Below are 15855 nucleotides of genomic sequence, written 5' to 3' on the forward strand. Positions count from 1 at the left end.
CTGACGGCGATGGCTGAGGACAGGTCTAATGGGTATTTATGCCATTGCGCTTAACCCAGAGGCCTCTACCGCCGCAAGTGCGGAGCGTAGCCTAGAAAATTGACGATCTCACGTCGGCGTTGTTGTTCATGCGCGAACTCACCATCGATACCGATACGCCACTGAAGCGTTTGGTCCTCGGGATCTTCGTGAAGTGCCTCTATCTCGTCGGCTCGCGAGAAAACTTGCTGGTCTGTGCTGGCAAGACCAGCCTCTACCAGATCGCTAGCTTGCGCCCGAAGCGCAATTGCTATCTCTCTCAAAGCTAGCTCCGGGTGATACTGCACCCCCCAGAAGATGCCTCGATCATACCTTATCTCGGCGGCCTGGATTTGCGTCATTCCGTTCGAGGCCAGCAATATAGCGCCATCTGGCAACAATTCCACTTCATCACCATGGATAGCCGGCGCATCCCAGCTACCGGGGCGGCCAGCAAGAAGGGGATGATTTCGGCCCGCTTCGGTCGCACTGATGCGACGCGCGATACCCGCTTCCATGCGCCTAGGCATTCGGCGCACTTTTCCGCCCGCTGCGGCCGTCGCGACCTGTAGGCCCGCGCAGGAACCGAATGAAGGAACTCCGGACGCGAAAACGGCGCGCATGAAATCAAGCTGGCGATCTACCTCGGCTGTCTCACGATAGACATGCATAGGAGAACCAGTCAGAAACACGGCATCATATTTTGCCAGGTCGATCGGTTTAAATCGCCGGGAATCCGCGTCTGCGGGAGATGCGATGTCTATTCTGGCTGCTGGCCGAAGCTGCTTCAGTGTTGCCTTGTATGTTTCCCCTGCGCTCTTTCCGGCCCTTTCGCGGCGCTTCTCGCGTTCATCGGGAAGTTCACTTTGGGCAACCAAGTATGAAGGCATCAAAATCTTTCTGAGGCGAGCGGAGTCAAACGTTTGGGGTAGTTTCTCAGATCACGTAACTGACAGAAAATTTGGAGTTGCTTTAGTCAGGCGGCGATAAATGAGCGAAGCGTATGCGCATAATCGAACGGAGGAATAGGGGTGCTGGAACAGTTTGCACTTTTCTCCAGATTAAAAAAAGATCATCCGTCGAGGCTCAGCAGGTCGGTAATATGATGTTTAATAAGGTCCACCGCGAAAGGCTTGGTGACGAGCCGCACACCAGGCTCAAGCTGTTCATTGCCCACGACCGCATTCTCCGCAAACCCGGTGATGAAAATCACCTTGAGGCCAGGCCGCCTAGCGCGCGCCGCATCGGCAATCTGCTTTCCATTAAGGCCGCCCGGCAAGCCCACGTCTGTGATGAGCAGATCGATATGCGTGTCGGAATTAAGCACAGCCAGCGCTGAAGGCCCGTCGCAGGCCTCCAGCGCCGCATGATCCATATCTTCGAGCAGTTCGCACACCAACATCCGGATGGTCGGCTCGTCGTCGACAACCAGCACGCTACGCTTTCCCGTGCTTGGCAGATCATTGATTACATGCGAAACCTCTTCCCCAAGCGCATCGCCGTAATGGCGCGGCAGATAGAGGCATAACGTTGTGCCCATGCCGAGTTCGCTATAAATGCGAACCTGCCCGCCGGATTGTCGAGCGAAGCCGTAGATCATCGACAGCCCCAGACCAGTCCCCTCGCCAATCGGCTTGGTGGTGAAAAACGGATCGAACGCGCGCTTGATCGTTTCCGAAGTCATGCCAGTTCCGGTATCGGTGACGCAGAGCGAGACATATTGTCCCTCAGGGAGATCGCGCTCACGGCCCGTCCGGGCGTCTAGCCACTTGTTCGCCGTCTCGATGGTTATGCGTCCGCCACCAGGCATCGCATCGCGAGCGTTGAGGCACAGATTGAGAAGCGCATTCTCGAGTTGATTAGGGTCGACCAGCGTCGACCACAATCCGCCGGCACCCACGACCTCGACTTGTATTCCAGGCCCGACTGTCCGGCGAACCAGATCTTCTATACCCGCTATCAGGCGATTTACGTCCGTTGGTTTGGGATCGAGCGTCTGGCGCCGCGAAAAGGCCAGCAGGCGGTGCGTCAAAGCAGCCGCTCGGCGCGATGCTCCCTGAGCCGCCGTCACATATTTCTCAAGTTCGCTGATCCGCCCCTGCGCGATGCGGATTTGAAGCATTTCCAAAGACCCGACCACCCCAGCCAGCATGTTGTTGAAATCATGCGCAAGACCACCGGTGAGCTGTCCAACTGCCTCCATTTTCTGCGCCTGCCGTAATTGCTCCTCGGCAGCCATGAGGCTCGCGGTACGCTCTTCGACCTGCTCCTCGAGCGAAGCCGTGAGTTTTGCAAGATCATGTTCGGCTCGGCGACGTTCGGTAGCGCTGCGAGTTCGCGCGGCAATTTCCCGCATGAACTCCTGTTCTTCGGCCAGCCATACCCGCGGCGTCGCATTGTTCACGTAGATCAACGCGACAAACGCGCCGTTCTCCTGCAGCGGCATGTTGATGAAGGAGTGCGCAGTAATAGCTTTCAGCACATCTGCGGTGGCTCTCGTTCGTTCATCGACATCGGCATCGACACACATCACGGTTTCGCCCCGCTTCAGGTCCTCGATGTAGCTGCCATGCTCGCGAAAGTGCAGTGTACCGGCGATCGTTTTGACGCCCGGGGCGTTCCAGTCGCGTTCTACTGTGATCGTCTCTTTGACAGGGTCGATTGTGCCATATCCGGCTCGGCTCACGCCAAGCGTACGACCCAATATTTCGGAAGCGGCAAATGCAATATCGGACGGGTCGTCCATATCGCGCAGCCGATCGCTCAATTCGAGAAGGGCTGCCTGTCGTGCTTCTGCGCTGCGTCGCTCGGTAATATCGAAGCTTACGCCCGGAAAATGCCGTTCACCGTTATCTGATACGGTGCACTGACCCTCTGCGGCAACCCATCGAAATGAACCATCGGGCTGAACGAGGCGATATTCTGCCGAAAACGGAGCTGAGGTCTCTACCGCCTTATCGATCTGCGCGGTAATCCGCGGACGGTCATCGGGATGGATGTTCGCAAAAAACTCGCTGATCGGTGCGCCGCGTGAAGCGCGCCCGAGATCAACGCCGTACAGGCGAGCGAAGCCGGCATCAGACACCACGAGATCATCGTCCACAGACCAGTCCCACGTGCCGACGGAACGAGCCGCCACGAGCATCGCATCGCGCTTGCGCTGGAGGAGGCGCCGCTCAATCAAAGCCATGATTTGTTGAGCAAGGATAGTCAGTCCCCGGCGCTGCTCTTCGGTCAGGCCGCCGGGTCTGGGAACTGTGTCAATGACGCACAACGTCCCCAGCGGCATACCGTTCTCGCCGACAAGAGGGACCCCCGCATAGAACCGGATTTGTGGTGCCTCAGTGACGAGTGAGAAGGCCGACGTTCTCGGATCGCAAGAAAGATCCGGGACCTCGAAAACCCCCGAATGACGAATAGCGAGCGCGCACACGGAGGTCGCGATGGGCGTTTCCGACACAGTCACACCGACACGCGCTTTAAACCATTGACGTTCTGTATCAACGAGACTGACGAGCGCGATAGGCGCCGAGCATAGTGTCTTGGCAAGCCATACGATCTCGTCGAATGCAATTTCGGGAGCCGTATCAAGCACCTCGGCCTCGAGGAGAGCGTCAATCCGCGCTTCTTCGTCCCATTCTAAGGGCACCTGCCTGTCGCTCACAGCGATATTCGCACGCTAAGCGCCGTGCCGATAGGAATTCCGAGGTAAAACAATGTAACATCCGAAGTGCGGGTCTGATGACAAGATCGAGTAACCCGAAACGCTTTAGCTCGCCTGCGGTTGCGGGACCCTCGTTCGGGATATCACCTTCCAGGAATATCGGTTGCTTGCAGGGCACCCTGGATTGCCATGATACAGCAAGCCACTCCCCTTTCCCGGTCCCGCGGTGCCAGCCTGAGAGGCAAACCGTCCTGTTTGACGGGCCCGCTATTTTGCAAGCCCCAATGTCGATCGACATCGCCCGCCGGATTTAGCAGAAGATTGTCGGGCACCCTTCTTTTCGCAATTTCGTTATGATCTCCCTGAAGGGAAACACTGTCAAGAAACGGTCAATGCTTTCAAACTTCGATGTTTTTTCCAAGGATGGTCTTCACATAGATCCGCTTAACCAGGACAAAGATTGTAATGGTTAAAGGAGCCGCCAGAAGAACCCCAAGCAAACCAAACAACATGCCAGCCGCCAGGACCGTAAAGAGCAATACCGCAGGTGGAACATCAACCGCCTGCTTTTGTATCATGGGCTGTAAGAAATTGCCCTGAAGTTGCTGCACTACTAGGAATAGAACGACCGTCCAGAGCGCAGTAGCGGGCGATTTCGTGAAGGCCAGCAGAACTGCCGGCACTCCTGAAATAACCGGCCCCACCATCGGAATTACGTCAAGCAATCCAGCGATAACCCCCAAGCCACCCGCGGAAGGCACGCCCAGGAGCGCAAGTCCTGCCGCCGTCAGGGAAGCAACCACGACGGAAGAGATGGCCTGCCCTTTCATCCAACCGTTCAAGCCGCGCCTGACGTCATCAAGGGAGGCCCCTGCAACCTTTACCCCGCCTTGCGGGACGAGCAAAAGCAGACCGCGTCTATAGAGGCCTGGGTCTGCTGCGAAAAATATTGCGCCGAAGATCACGAGGACCAGGTTGGTCAGCCCGTTTCCAATCGCCAACATGTAAGTCCCGATCTTGGATACGACGCCAGAGAAGGCACCCTTCCCCCCTTCGAGGATGCCATTGGCAGCATCGCCCAGCCCGGCCCGACTGAGGAAAGCCTGGAGTTGCTCGATGCCGTTTGGCAGGTTCTGACGGATCATGTCGAACTGACTTGTCAGCTGAGCGCCGAATAGAATGAGCGCACCAATGAAGATCCCGAGTAGGAGAATAACGGCAGTTCCCAGCCCTAGCGTTCGCCCCACGGGCACGAGAGAGCATATGGCACGCGCAATCGCATCGAAAACGACGCCCAGTACGGCGGCTGCAAAAAGCAGCAGGAGAAAGCTGGAAAGTTTGACCAGTAAAAGGAAAACGCCAAATATCGCAGCTACTACAACAGTGGCAAGTGCGATCCGCCCTAATGTCCAGTATTTCCCCTCGTCGCGCACCGTCATTGGCTCCAAGCGTATTTCCTTTGCTCCAGTTGCTCACCGGCCTGGCTAAGCATCACGACCGCCCGAAGTTTTTCTAGCCGGTCACATTTCGGAATTTTTCCAAATGCCGGCGCGGACGACCGGGAGCTAAGCCCCAGCCGCCCTGCCTTTTTTACAATTTCTACTTATCGCCGATCACGGCACCTGCCGTGCCGCCGATCACAGCGCCTTCGGCCGTGCCCAATCCGGTCGCGCTACCGACAACCGCGCCCCCGGTACCCCCGATCAATCCGCCGCGGGTCGCCCCATGGGAACATCCTCCTAGGCCAGCGCCTGCAGCAAGAATCATGACGAGCCCACTTACAAATTTGGTTTTCATAAAAAAATCGCTCCTGTGCAACTTCGTGCTGGAGCGGCCGAACGGATTGAAAGTTCCGTTAGCAACACATTGAAATTCAGAACGGACCAATTGCGTGAAAGCGAACGAAGTATCGTTCGCTTCTCTCTCAGGCAAGCTCAGCTCACATCATGTTTGCAGTGGGGAAGCCTGGGCACCTTCGTCGAGCTTGCGGGCGGGCTTACAGCCCAGATCAGGGCTAAAGAAATGATTTTTTGAAGCGGCGGGCATGGCTTGTGACAGCCAGAACCAAGGAATGGGCGATTTGCGCAGGATGGCGGTCGGCAACCGCCACGCTGACAACTCCAGCAGAGCCTTCAAGAAAAGGGGTGGCTGCGAGCACGTGCCTGTGAAACATCGCAGCCGACGTGCAAACGACGACGGTCTGAGGAGGTTCCACGTAGAGCGCAGACAATTTGAACCCGCTGTAGATCCCTACTGCGACAATTGACGCGAACGTAAGTGCGGTCCCAAAAAATGGTGGAAGCTCTATCCGCTAAATCAAGGCTGCGCGAACACCCGGCAGAAGCGTGTAAACAGCTTCCCTTTGGGCGCCGCGATTCTCGTGGTCGACATGGTAGCCCTGATAGTGCCGATGTACCAATCCTGCCCGAACCAGATCGGAGACGGCTCGGCTAACTCCGCAACGAGCGGACTGTTGCAAACGATCTTGAACTTGAGCGTCCAGAATTTGGTCAAGCTCGGCCTGATCGGCAGGTAAAGGCGCCTTCTTCTTCATTTCATCCAGGATCTTGCGCCGAATGTCCTGCCGGCGATGATGTCGCCGCGCCATCGGAATCAGAGCGCGTCCCAACCAGTCTCGTACCGGCACCGCCTGCCCTTCTTCGAAGATGTACGGGCCGGCGACTCCATTGGGATTTGCCGCCTTCGCGAGCAGATTGAGTACAAGCAAGGTATAGCGAGGACGCGGCGAAACGGCCATGATCTTGTCGACGACGGCCGGCATGTCCAGCCTCTTTTCCTTGGCTGGCTGCGGAGCGAACAGATCGAGTTGATAGAACATATCACGAATCTAGCGCGAACGTGGCGTAAGGTGAATCCCCTTATTTTGTCAGGCGTATATTTTCCACCTATGGCACTTTACCGGCAAAGCGCTGGTAAAGTGCCATAGGTGACACTTTGAAGATCGCTTACGGAAAGTAAGCCGCAGAGCACCGATCTCGATCTACCCTGATGGGTACGCCCCTTAAGATGAAGCTGCCTTTCCTGACGGCATCGAACTGCGCAATGCTATGCAACGCAGAGGCGGAGCCTTCATCCAAACCGCCTCATTCGATCAGCAATCTGCAAGATCATGCCGGGCGATAGCGGGATGCCGCCCAGTCCCCCATTCGCCTGGGGCCTGTGCTGCCTATGATGACATACTGAAGACAGCAGCAAGCACTTAGAACGCTCTGGGATGAAAGGCGGCGATGGCTTCCGCATACTCTCGATAGATCCGGCGTGATTGTTTTGTATCGCTGGGCACACCCGGGAGAAGTTGTTCGCCGCAAGGCCACCAAAGTGGGCTGCTGCGCGTTCTGGTCACTCAACGCTTAGACAAGGAAGTTGAATTGGAAATTGCAGCCGGTTGGATCGCGCCAGTGGCCACCATGATAGCGGCGATGATGACGGCGGCAAACCTGGGCGCGCGCATTACGGGCTGGGGCTTCGTTGTCTTCACTGTAGGCTCGATTGCCTGGTCCATCGTGGGGCTTTCAACGGGCCAGACCAATCTCCTGGCCACCAACGGTTTTCTAACCTTGATCAATCTTATCGGTATCTGGCGCTGGTTGGGCAAACAGCGCGCATATGAAGACGGTGGTAAGTCGGCCTCCGAGGCGAGCCGCCGCTCCGCGGCACCAACGCTGTTCATGGCCACCGGGATTTCAGGAATGCCGGTCGAAGACGAGACTGGCGATCGGCTCGGCAAAGCGGTCGAGGCACTGATCACCTGCAATGACGGGAATATCAGCTATGTCGTGGTCTCGTCGAACGGGATAGGCGGTATCGGCGAGGATCTGCGTGCCGTAGCCCGTGCAGACCTTACTTTCGCCTGTGACCGGCTGATCGTTCGCAATTCGCGCGCCTTCTACGAAAATCTACCCGCGTTGAGCGATGGAGAATGGCCCGCATACCCGGGTGAAACCAAAGGGGCCGCAGCGTCATGAACGATGCAAAGAGCACCGGTGAGACTGTCCTGGCCTTGGTCGAACAGCTGCGAGCGGGAGATCTGGTTTATCTCGCGGACGATGAGCAACAAGCACAAACTATCGCCGGAGCGCTGGCCGCCCTCATGCCAAAAGCTCATGTTATCCACTTACCGTCCAGCGACACTCTCCCGGGCGATAGCGCACCTGCCTCACCAGCCAATATCGGTCGCCGTGTTTCGGCGCTGAGCACGTTGCGCCGCATCTCGCAGCTGCGCGAGCGATCCCATCTAGTCACTGTGATGAGCGGCGAGGCCGCAGCAAGGCTGTATGCCGAGCCTCGTGTCTTCGAGGAGGCCCCTCCCCTTCTTTCAATAGGTGATCCGCTCGACCCTGCGGCATTTGCCTTGGAAATGGAGGCGCTAGGTTATGTGACCGATGACCGCGTCGATGAACCCGGTGAAGTGGCCGTTCGAGGAAACGTTATCGACATCTACCCTGCCGACGCCGGCCATCCCGCCAGGATAGATGTGGCCGATGGGCGTATCGCATGCATCAGGCGTTACGATCCGGCTACCCAGCTCTCAGAAGGGACTTGCGAAGTTCTCGCGATCGGGCGAGCGGCCGAGCCTGTTTCCAATAAACGTGTAACTATTATTGCTCATCTTCCTTCCGGCCGGATCTTTTTCTCGGCGCTTGCCAACAAGCGCCGCGAGCGTTTCATCCGCCTGGCGCGTGAGGCTGCATCTGCAAGCCGCAAGGACCTTGATGCAACCTCCGAAGCCCTCTGGCAAAGGGATCTTAATGCGTCGGCGCTGGAAGTTTCGGATTTTCCTGAAACAGCGCCGGTCCCGCGTTTTGCCGCGCATCGCTCGCCTCTGCAAACACTGAAGAAATTTGCCTCAGGCCATCTCAGAGAGAGCAAGCGGCTGTTACTGGTCGGGGCGGAACGGGATATCCGTTTCTTGCGAAGCAAGGTTGGCCGGGTTCTCGATGCTGAAGTTGCGCTCATTGAAGAGATAGACGCACTGCGCGAATTGCCGCCCGCCAACATTGCAGCAATTTCAGCCCCTCTCGATCAGGGCGGCGTGCTCGGCGATATAGTGATGATTGCTGCGGCCGACCTTTTGGGCAGCCGCGCGCTCAGCCCGGATCACCAAGAGGGAAAATCATCAGGGTCCGCCCTGGGCGGCCGCGAAATCCAGATTGATGACCTTATTGTCCATGAGGATCACGGCGTAGCTCGCGTGCTCGGGTTGGAGGCTGCGCCGGGCGAAGCAAACTCAGAACTCATTGTTCTCGAGTATGCACAAGGCGATCGTAGGTTGGTGCCTGCACAGGAAGCCGGCCGACTTTGGCGGTACGGGGCAGATAAAGATGCCGTGAGACTCGATAGGTTAAATGGCTCTAGCTGGCAGAAGCGCCGCCTAGCCATCGACGAGGCCGTCGCGACCAGCGCACGCGAACTCCTTCAATTGGCTCGGCAGCGAGAACAACTGAAGGCACCAATTATGGAACCTGACAGCGCAGCCTACGAACGCTTCGTTGGTACGTTTCCATTCAATGAGACCGCCGACCAGGCACGGGCAATTCAGTCGGTGCGCGAGGACCTTGCCAGCGGACATCCAATGGACAGGCTCGTGATCGGCGATGTCGGCTATGGCAAAACGGAAGTGGCACTGCGGGCAGCGGCACTGGCGGCCCTTGCCGGCTTTCAGGTTATCCTGGCCGCACCAACTACCGTATTGGTAAGGCAACACATTCAGACTTTCGAGCGGCGCTTTGCGGGGATGAAGATCAAGATTGCCGGATTATCCCGTCTTTCGACCACGGCGGAAAAAGCGGCCGCCAAGACCGGGCTTGCAAATGGTGCGATCGACATCGTTATCGGTACCGCGGCTGTCATGGCCAAGGATGTGCATTACGCCAAGCTTGGGCTCGTCATAATTGACGAGGAACAGCGTTTCGGTGCTGCCGCCAAACGGGAGCTGCGCCGACATCCCGAGGTTCACCTGCTGTCTATGAGCGCAACCCCGATCCCAAGAACGTTGCACCGTGCAATGATCGGGCTACAGCAGATTTCGGTCATAGCAACGCCCCCCGCGCAGCGTCAGCCGATCCGGACCAGTCTCGTGGGACCCGATGATGCAGTCTTTCGAACCGCGCTTTTACGGGAAAGGTCGAGAGGCGGCCAAAGCTTCGTAGTGGTTCCCCGGATCGAGGACCTGGCGCCCTTAGCGGATCGCCTCGACCGTCTCGTACCAGGCCTTGAGGTGGTCCAGGCCCATGGCAAGATGCAAGCCGCCGAGATCGATAATGCAATGGTTCGATTTGGTGATGGGCGCGGCGATGTTTTGCTGGCGACCAACATCATCGAGGCGGGACTGGATGTCCCGCGCGCAAACACCATGATTGTCTGGCATGCCGATCGTTTCGGTCTGGCTCAGCTTCATCAATTGCGCGGCCGCGTAGGCCGCGGGAACCGCCGCGGCCAGGTTTTCCTCCTTACCGAAAGCCAGGAAATCTCCGAACGCACGATGAAACGGCTACGCACTCTGGCCACTTATGACCAGCTAGGCTCCGGCTTTGGAATTAGCACTGCCGACCTCGACCAAAGAGGAGCAGGCGATCCTTTGGCCGATGCGCAGGCAGGTCATATGAAGCTTATCGGTGTCGATCTCTATCAGCATCTGTTCGAGGCGGCCCTAAGGAAAGCGCGCGGCGAAAACGCAGGGCTTTGGCACCCGGAATTGAACGTAGGAGATGCAGGAGGATTACCAGCAACGTGGATTCCGGATGAAAATATCCGGCTCGGCCTTTATGTCAGGCTAGCCCGACTGACAGACGGCGCTGAGGTCGATGCGCTGGAGGAGGAACTTGCAGACCGGTTCGGGCCATTACCGCCGAACGCAGAACGGCTCGTAGAAGCCGCAAGAATCAACATTCTCGCCCGAGCGGCGGGCATCGAGAAGGTCGATGCAGGCCCTGCGGCCGTGGCGTTGACCCCTAGATCAGCAGGGCCTGCGTGTCCTTGCGCACATGGCTTTGCAAAAAAAGATGGCCGCTGGATTCTTAAGGAGCAAATCGCGGACGCAGCGCGCCTTGTCAGAGTGCGCGAAGTTCTTGAAACTCTGCTTGAGGACGAGAATTGATGCTCGCCATGCGTGGCTATCCTCGCCCGCGAGCGCGCGGACCTATCGGCCTGCTTAGGTTCGCCAGATGGTCCATGCCGATTGATAGCCTTTGTTACCCCTGGTCTCGATCCGCTGGTCGCCGCCTTACCCGCACCGGCGCGGCTATAAATGCTGATCGGCCAATTTGCTGCGACGCGTTCAGAGACCATTGATTGGAGCAAAACTAACGGCCCGGCCGGTACGGCCGGGCCGTCTCGATTCAGGCGATTCCGGCTCCGCCGGTTACCCCGTAGACTTCACCGGTAATGTAGCTGCCTTCCTGCGAAGCAAGCAGCACATAGACAGGCGCAATCTCAACAGGTTGGCCTGGACGGCCGAATTGGCTTTGCTCTCCAAATTTGGCCACTTTGTCTTGCGGTTGCCCGCCGCTGGATTGAAGCACCGTCCAGAACGGTCCCGGCGCCACGACATTAGCCCGGACGCCCTTTTCGATCAGCTGCTTGGCAAGGGCCTTGGTATAAGCAACAATGCCTGCCTTGGTGGTGGCGTAGTCCAACAGAATATCTGACGGTTCATAGGCCTGGACCGAGGCTGTCGTAATCACCGAAGCCCCTGGGGGAAGATGCGGCACTGCGGCTTGGGAAATCCAGTGCAGGGCATAGAGGTTAGTTTTTAGCGTCTTGTCGAAGTCTTCTGAACTGACCTCACTGAGGCTTTCGCGAAATTGTTGCCGCCCAGCGTTAATGACGAGGACATCCAGCCCTCCCAGACGTTCGACGGCTTCCGCTACCAATTGCCTGCTCCAGGCCTCGTCAGTGATGTCGCCGGGAAGAGCAACTGCGATGCGTCCCTCTGCCTTGATAAGCGCTATAACTTCCTGGGCATCGCTCTCTTCGCTTGGAAGGTAAGAGATGGCGACATCAGCACCCTCGCGGGCATAGGCTATCGCCGCGGCGCGCCCGATCCCGGAATCGCCTCCGGTAATCAGCGCCTTGCGCCCCTTGAGTTTGCCCGCGCCCACATAGCTTTCTTCTCCATGATCGGGCCTGGGCTCCATTTTCGCCGCAGCACCAGGCGCTGGTTGGGGCTGCTCGGGAAATGGAGGCTGCGGATATTGAGTGCGAGGGTCCTGCAGCGAAAGGCGGTCAGCCATGAATTCTCCTGTAAGCTGGAATGACGCGGCATCAAAAGCCGGGCACACTCTACAAAGGGAGAAGGATTGATCTGGTTCCAATCGGGACCGAGCTGGTCCCCGTGGCAAGCCTCCATTGAAAATAGGCGTTAAAGGCCACAGACTGCTCGCTGGTTTGGGACCCCCGGGGGACAGCTCGCAGATTTTCTCGATCAGCCGCAGCGGATGCGGATCAGGCTGACCCCATAGGCGATAAAGCGCGTTTTATCCTGAACGACGGCTCAAGTAGAATGTGTCGATAAATTGCAGTCTGCGAAGCTACTTATAGTTGCCGATCTTCTTATTCGGCCAAGCTGACTTTCTTTCTGAGCGCTGCGATAACCGGAAATCACGGCCGACGAAGCTTATCTGCGATGATTGCAGCGAAAAATTTGGCAACCGAGGAACGTTCCTTGTACGCAGACCGTTTATTATACGTTGTAGCCGCGTCTTGCCCTTACAAGCTACTGCGACCGCGGGAAACGGTCCCGAACAAACCTTACCTTTACCTCGCAGCCTCGAGAAAGCTGCGAGGTTTTTTCTTTGGCGACAGAAATCAACTTTGAAGCGGCGGCTTTATCGATTTCCGCCTCAAGCGTCGGACACGGCGGAATGCAATATCGAATATCCGGTCGGCGATCAGCTTGGTTTTTTCTCTACGCTGAAAAAATCGGCAAGCTTTTAAGCTTTTGGCGGATCGGCCGCTGCTGTCAGCGAGCGGTTGCTACGCTGGGATGGCTATCGATGTATATCACATTCGCTAAAACATAGACTGCTGTAACAAAAGTTAGGGCAACAACCGCAGAACGGAGCATATTTTGCGGAACGCGGTTTGCAATCGGCCGTTGTCCGTGAAAGTTTCCAGGTCGGTTCATAATCATTTTCCCGAAATTCGAGCGCGCTCGGAGCCGATAGTCGTTTGGCGCTATAACCTTTGCGGCTAACGAATGTTCCCGCAGCGCTTCGCCAGCATTGCAAACGAGCCGAAGCCCGAAGCCCGAAGCAGGTGCGCGTGAATAGCTGAGGAGTAACAATTTAAGGCGATTATTATCACCTCCGAGGGTTAGTCGCGGTTATTCACCGTAGAGCTCGAGGGGATGGCGGGAGTAGCGTATGGCACTGTCCTAAAATACAAGTGGCTCTCTACACCTTCTCCTGTTCAAAGCTGAAAATGCCACAAGCCTTACTCAGCGAGGGCGAGCTTAGCGCGCGCGGATTTTCGTTCTGCTGACCTGCGCCGCCTGCTCGACAAAAAGTGAGGTCGCCTCGGCGCCGCCCCTGCCGGCTTACCTAGGCAGTCCGGCCGGACTGATGAGCCGCTGCACGGTACACAACGTCGATATGGTCACGACCGGGGACATCGTCACGAGCAGGAAAAGCTACAAGGAGGGGTTCGAGAAGTGCGCGGCTGAAGTGGATGCAATTCGGGAACATGACGCGATAGCGAGGTCTCGCGCAGTCACAAACTAGTGCGCCCAGCTTCAAGAAGACTTTCACATTTGTTTGCTATTCCTCGGACGATAGGCTGGCTGCGCGCTTCCTGCCGTGCCGCTGACCTCCCCTAGCGTGCTTTTGCGCTTGGAATGCAACCTGGCCCCGGAGCGCGACCTCGAGTGCGCCCCGGGGCCTTTTCCAAGCCAAAAGCTTAGGGGAGCGCCATTGTCTGGACGCTGTGACGCCGTACAGGCGGGCATGCAACTCCAGCCTTTAAACCTGTCTTAGCTGCTGGTATCGGATCAGGGCCGTAATCCCTTGACTGTTTCAGAGGGGCCATCGTGACGGCAATTGAGGGCGGCCCCTCATCTCTGCTGATGCGGTAGATCGCGCCGCGAAGAGTATCCACCCGTGCCTCCGGCGCATTTACCGGAAGGGTCGTTCTCCACTCGGGAGAACGGCCCTTCAAAAATCAGAACAATAGTTAGCTGAAGGCCGGGCTCGACACCGGCTGGCGAACACCCATGCGTCCACCCCCTCTGCTGAGCCTATGAGGGCGCGTCCCTCCGCGCTGCCGCGGCTGCTAATTATATATCAAGTTGGTAGGTGCAAACCGGCATGCGCATAATTGCCAGCGAGGAGCCGGCCCGACGCCGGCGCAGACCTGCACCGACCACGGAACCATAGCCCTTGCTGAATGTTAGCTCGTTGCGGTGGCCAATTAGACCCCTCGGCACGTCGCCCCGAGGCCGTTCCTTTTTGTGAGGGGCGGGCTCTTTTCTTATGATCAGAACGCGACGACGCTCAAAAGAATTACACAGCAGCCGAGCGCAGCCACAGCCCTGCGGACCTGCCGGCCAATTACCCCATCTGCCAAGATTCCTACGGAAACCAGCCCGATGCCGAGAACGATCGCGGCAAGCAGGGCATGAAGATGATTAATCTCGACCACTAAGCCTCCTCAATCGATTCCTTCGTTCGATCTCAATAGCAAATTCGGGGAATTTTCTGATTAAAATATGTAAAACGGAGGAACCAAATATCAATGGCGCTTAGCCCGCGATCCTGTCCCTCGTGAACTTAGGTACCCTGCGACAAGCCTACGCCATTTACGGCCAGCAGGTCCGAGTCGGCAGCTCGGCCGCGTCCTGCTGTTCCTCGCCATAGCTCTGGCCGACGTACGCCTCGGCCCTCGCGGCCCATGCGGCATACGGTTCTTTGGTCCAGCCTGGAGAACTCGGCGTAAACTGCTTTGAATTGGGCTAGCGGGAGGCGAGCGTGAGCCATGGTTCAAAGTGCAGGGAAAACCGCCCGCACCTTACCCCTTCGAGCTGACAGGTTTGCGCCAGTGTGCCTAAGGTACTCACCGGAGCCCTTCGTGCGACCCGAAGGATTAAGTGTCATTTATAGAACCAGTTATGACGGTTGCAAATGGAATTTTTGCACCTTGATTTTATCAGTACGCGCCCTCGCCAGATCACAAGATAGCAAAAAATACCCGGCCCAAATAATTGGGTCGGGTAAGTTATGATAGGAAAGTTATGACTAAATTTCCCATCGGGTCGCATGTGCAAATTGGGCCTATCTAGCATAGATCGCAAGAGATCAAATTGACCGATATTTGGAAATTAATAGAGATTGGCTTGCGGGAACTTTTGGGTTTTGTAAGTCAATGGGGTTGACGCTCTCGATTTTAACGACTTTGGGCCGCCACGACGATGCGAGCCGGCCCTGTATGTCGCTGACGCCCCGGGTGGCTTGACGGGCTTCTTCAGCGTTTCGGTTTGCTTGGTAAGGTCGGCACCTGCTTTGCGCCCCGGCAGCGCCGCCTTTAGCTCTTCCACCTCGCGCACCTGGTAAAGGTCAATCCCGGGCAAAGACTCTAGATACACCGGGCCGAAGCGGCCGGGCAAGGACCCCATCACTGGAAGCCGCGTCGGCCCGTCCAGTGTTTCAAGTTGGTAGGGCAAATTGGTCACGTTCTTGTTTTCGTGCATCTATCGTCTTCAACGAAAAGGTCCGCCCGGTTAAAGACGGACCTCATCTCGTTCAGGCCTTGCCCGATCAGGCCGGAGCGGGGGTAGCTGCGCCGCCGTAGCTGATGGCGTTCGGGCACATGACGTCCGGCGGCCCGGTGCGGGCGATGCCCGGGACCGTGAAGTTCGGCAGACCGTCCTGGTAGACCGGCAGGAAGCGATACGGCATCGGCATCCAGGGCTTTAGCATGTTCGCGTCATAGCGGGAGGCAACCGCTCGACCGCCGCCGGGAATGTCCGCGCTGGCCCTGTTCTTCAGTTCGTCGAACGAACGGATCTTGAGCTGCTTTCCGGTGCGGCGGGTGTATTCGTTGTTCGCCGCGATGTACTGCATGATGGTCTGGTTCGGTTTCGTCACGCCGTAGGGGTGCCGACCATGTAATCGAGGGCCGTGTCCGGTAGCAGCAAGGTGTCCTAATGACGAGAGTCGACC

General features: G+C 57.3%; 12 protein-coding genes. 3 read left to right on the forward strand and 9 right to left on the reverse strand.

Features of this window, described 5'->3' with window-relative positions; genetic code table 11:
- Positions 1–65: 65 nt before the first annotated feature.
- The 5 genes from ACZ1J6_RS24395 to ACZ1J6_RS24415 all read right to left on the reverse strand — a co-directional run bounded on the left by ACZ1J6_RS24395 (position 66) and on the right by ACZ1J6_RS24415 (position 6521).
- Positions 66–908: a type 1 glutamine amidotransferase gene (locus ACZ1J6_RS24395; RefSeq protein WP_465128320.1), complete on the reverse strand. Its 843-nt coding sequence runs from the start codon at positions 906–908 to the stop codon at positions 66–68.
- Positions 909–1090: 182 nt separating this feature from the next.
- The gene (locus ACZ1J6_RS24400) at positions 1091–3682 is read right to left on the reverse strand and encodes a GAF domain-containing protein (protein WP_465128321.1); all 2592 of its coding nucleotides are present in this window, start codon (positions 3680–3682) and stop codon (positions 1091–1093) included.
- Positions 3683–4080: 398 nt separating this feature from the next.
- Positions 4081–5121 (reverse strand): AI-2E family transporter, encoded by a 1041-nt coding sequence (locus ACZ1J6_RS24405; protein WP_465128322.1) that lies wholly within the window; start codon positions 5119–5121, stop codon positions 4081–4083.
- 505 nt (positions 5122–5626) lie between these two features.
- The gene (locus tag ACZ1J6_RS24410) at positions 5627–5818 is read right to left on the reverse strand and encodes a hypothetical protein (RefSeq protein ID WP_132270524.1); all 192 of its coding nucleotides are present in this window, start codon (positions 5816–5818) and stop codon (positions 5627–5629) included.
- A 175-nt stretch (positions 5819–5993) separates the two neighbouring features.
- Positions 5994–6521: a regulatory protein RecX gene (locus ACZ1J6_RS24415; protein ID WP_132270522.1), complete on the reverse strand. Its 528-nt coding sequence runs from the start codon at positions 6519–6521 to the stop codon at positions 5994–5996.
- A gap of 589 nt (positions 6522–7110) precedes the next feature.
- On the opposite strand from ACZ1J6_RS24415, the gene ACZ1J6_RS24420 reads away from it, so the two are divergent.
- Both ACZ1J6_RS24420 and ACZ1J6_RS24425 read left to right on the forward strand, forming a co-directional pair.
- Positions 7111–7668 carry a PRC-barrel domain-containing protein gene (locus ACZ1J6_RS24420; RefSeq protein ID WP_465128852.1) on the forward strand — a complete coding sequence of 186 codons (558 nt, stop codon included), beginning with the start codon at positions 7111–7113 and terminating at the stop codon, positions 7666–7668.
- Positions 7665–10799, forward strand: coding sequence for a DEAD/DEAH box helicase (locus ACZ1J6_RS24425; protein WP_465128323.1), 3135 nt, complete (start codon positions 7665–7667; stop codon positions 10797–10799). The genes ACZ1J6_RS24420 and ACZ1J6_RS24425 overlap by 4 nt, the downstream gene beginning before the upstream one ends.
- 241 nt (positions 10800–11040) lie before the next feature.
- Here ACZ1J6_RS24425 and ACZ1J6_RS24430 read toward each other — a convergent pair whose 3' ends face one another.
- Positions 11041–11934, reverse strand: coding sequence for an SDR family oxidoreductase (locus ACZ1J6_RS24430; protein WP_465128324.1), 894 nt, complete (start codon positions 11932–11934; stop codon positions 11041–11043).
- Between the two features lie 1245 nt (positions 11935–13179).
- Here ACZ1J6_RS24430 and lysC point away from each other — a divergent pair.
- Positions 13180–13422 carry an Rz1-like lysis system protein LysC gene (lysC, locus tag ACZ1J6_RS24435; RefSeq protein WP_465128853.1) on the forward strand — a complete coding sequence of 81 codons (243 nt, stop codon included), beginning with the start codon at positions 13180–13182 and terminating at the stop codon, positions 13420–13422.
- Between the two features lie 751 nt (positions 13423–14173).
- Here the strand turns inward: lysC and ACZ1J6_RS24440 are convergent.
- From ACZ1J6_RS24440 to ACZ1J6_RS24450, 3 genes are all read right to left on the reverse strand, one after another.
- Positions 14174–14338, reverse strand: coding sequence for a hypothetical protein (locus ACZ1J6_RS24440; RefSeq protein WP_165921594.1), 165 nt, complete (start codon positions 14336–14338; stop codon positions 14174–14176).
- Positions 14339–15014: 676 nt separating this feature from the next.
- Positions 15015–15383, reverse strand: a complete 369-nt coding sequence (locus tag ACZ1J6_RS24445; protein WP_465128325.1) for a hypothetical protein — start codon at positions 15381–15383, stop codon at positions 15015–15017.
- Between the two features lie 67 nt (positions 15384–15450).
- Positions 15451–15780: a major capsid family protein gene (locus ACZ1J6_RS24450; protein WP_465128326.1), complete on the reverse strand. Its 330-nt coding sequence runs from the start codon at positions 15778–15780 to the stop codon at positions 15451–15453.
- Positions 15781–15855: the final 75 nt, after the last annotated feature.

The sequence above is a fragment of the Novosphingobium sp. BL-S-21 genome, assembly GCF_055521655.1.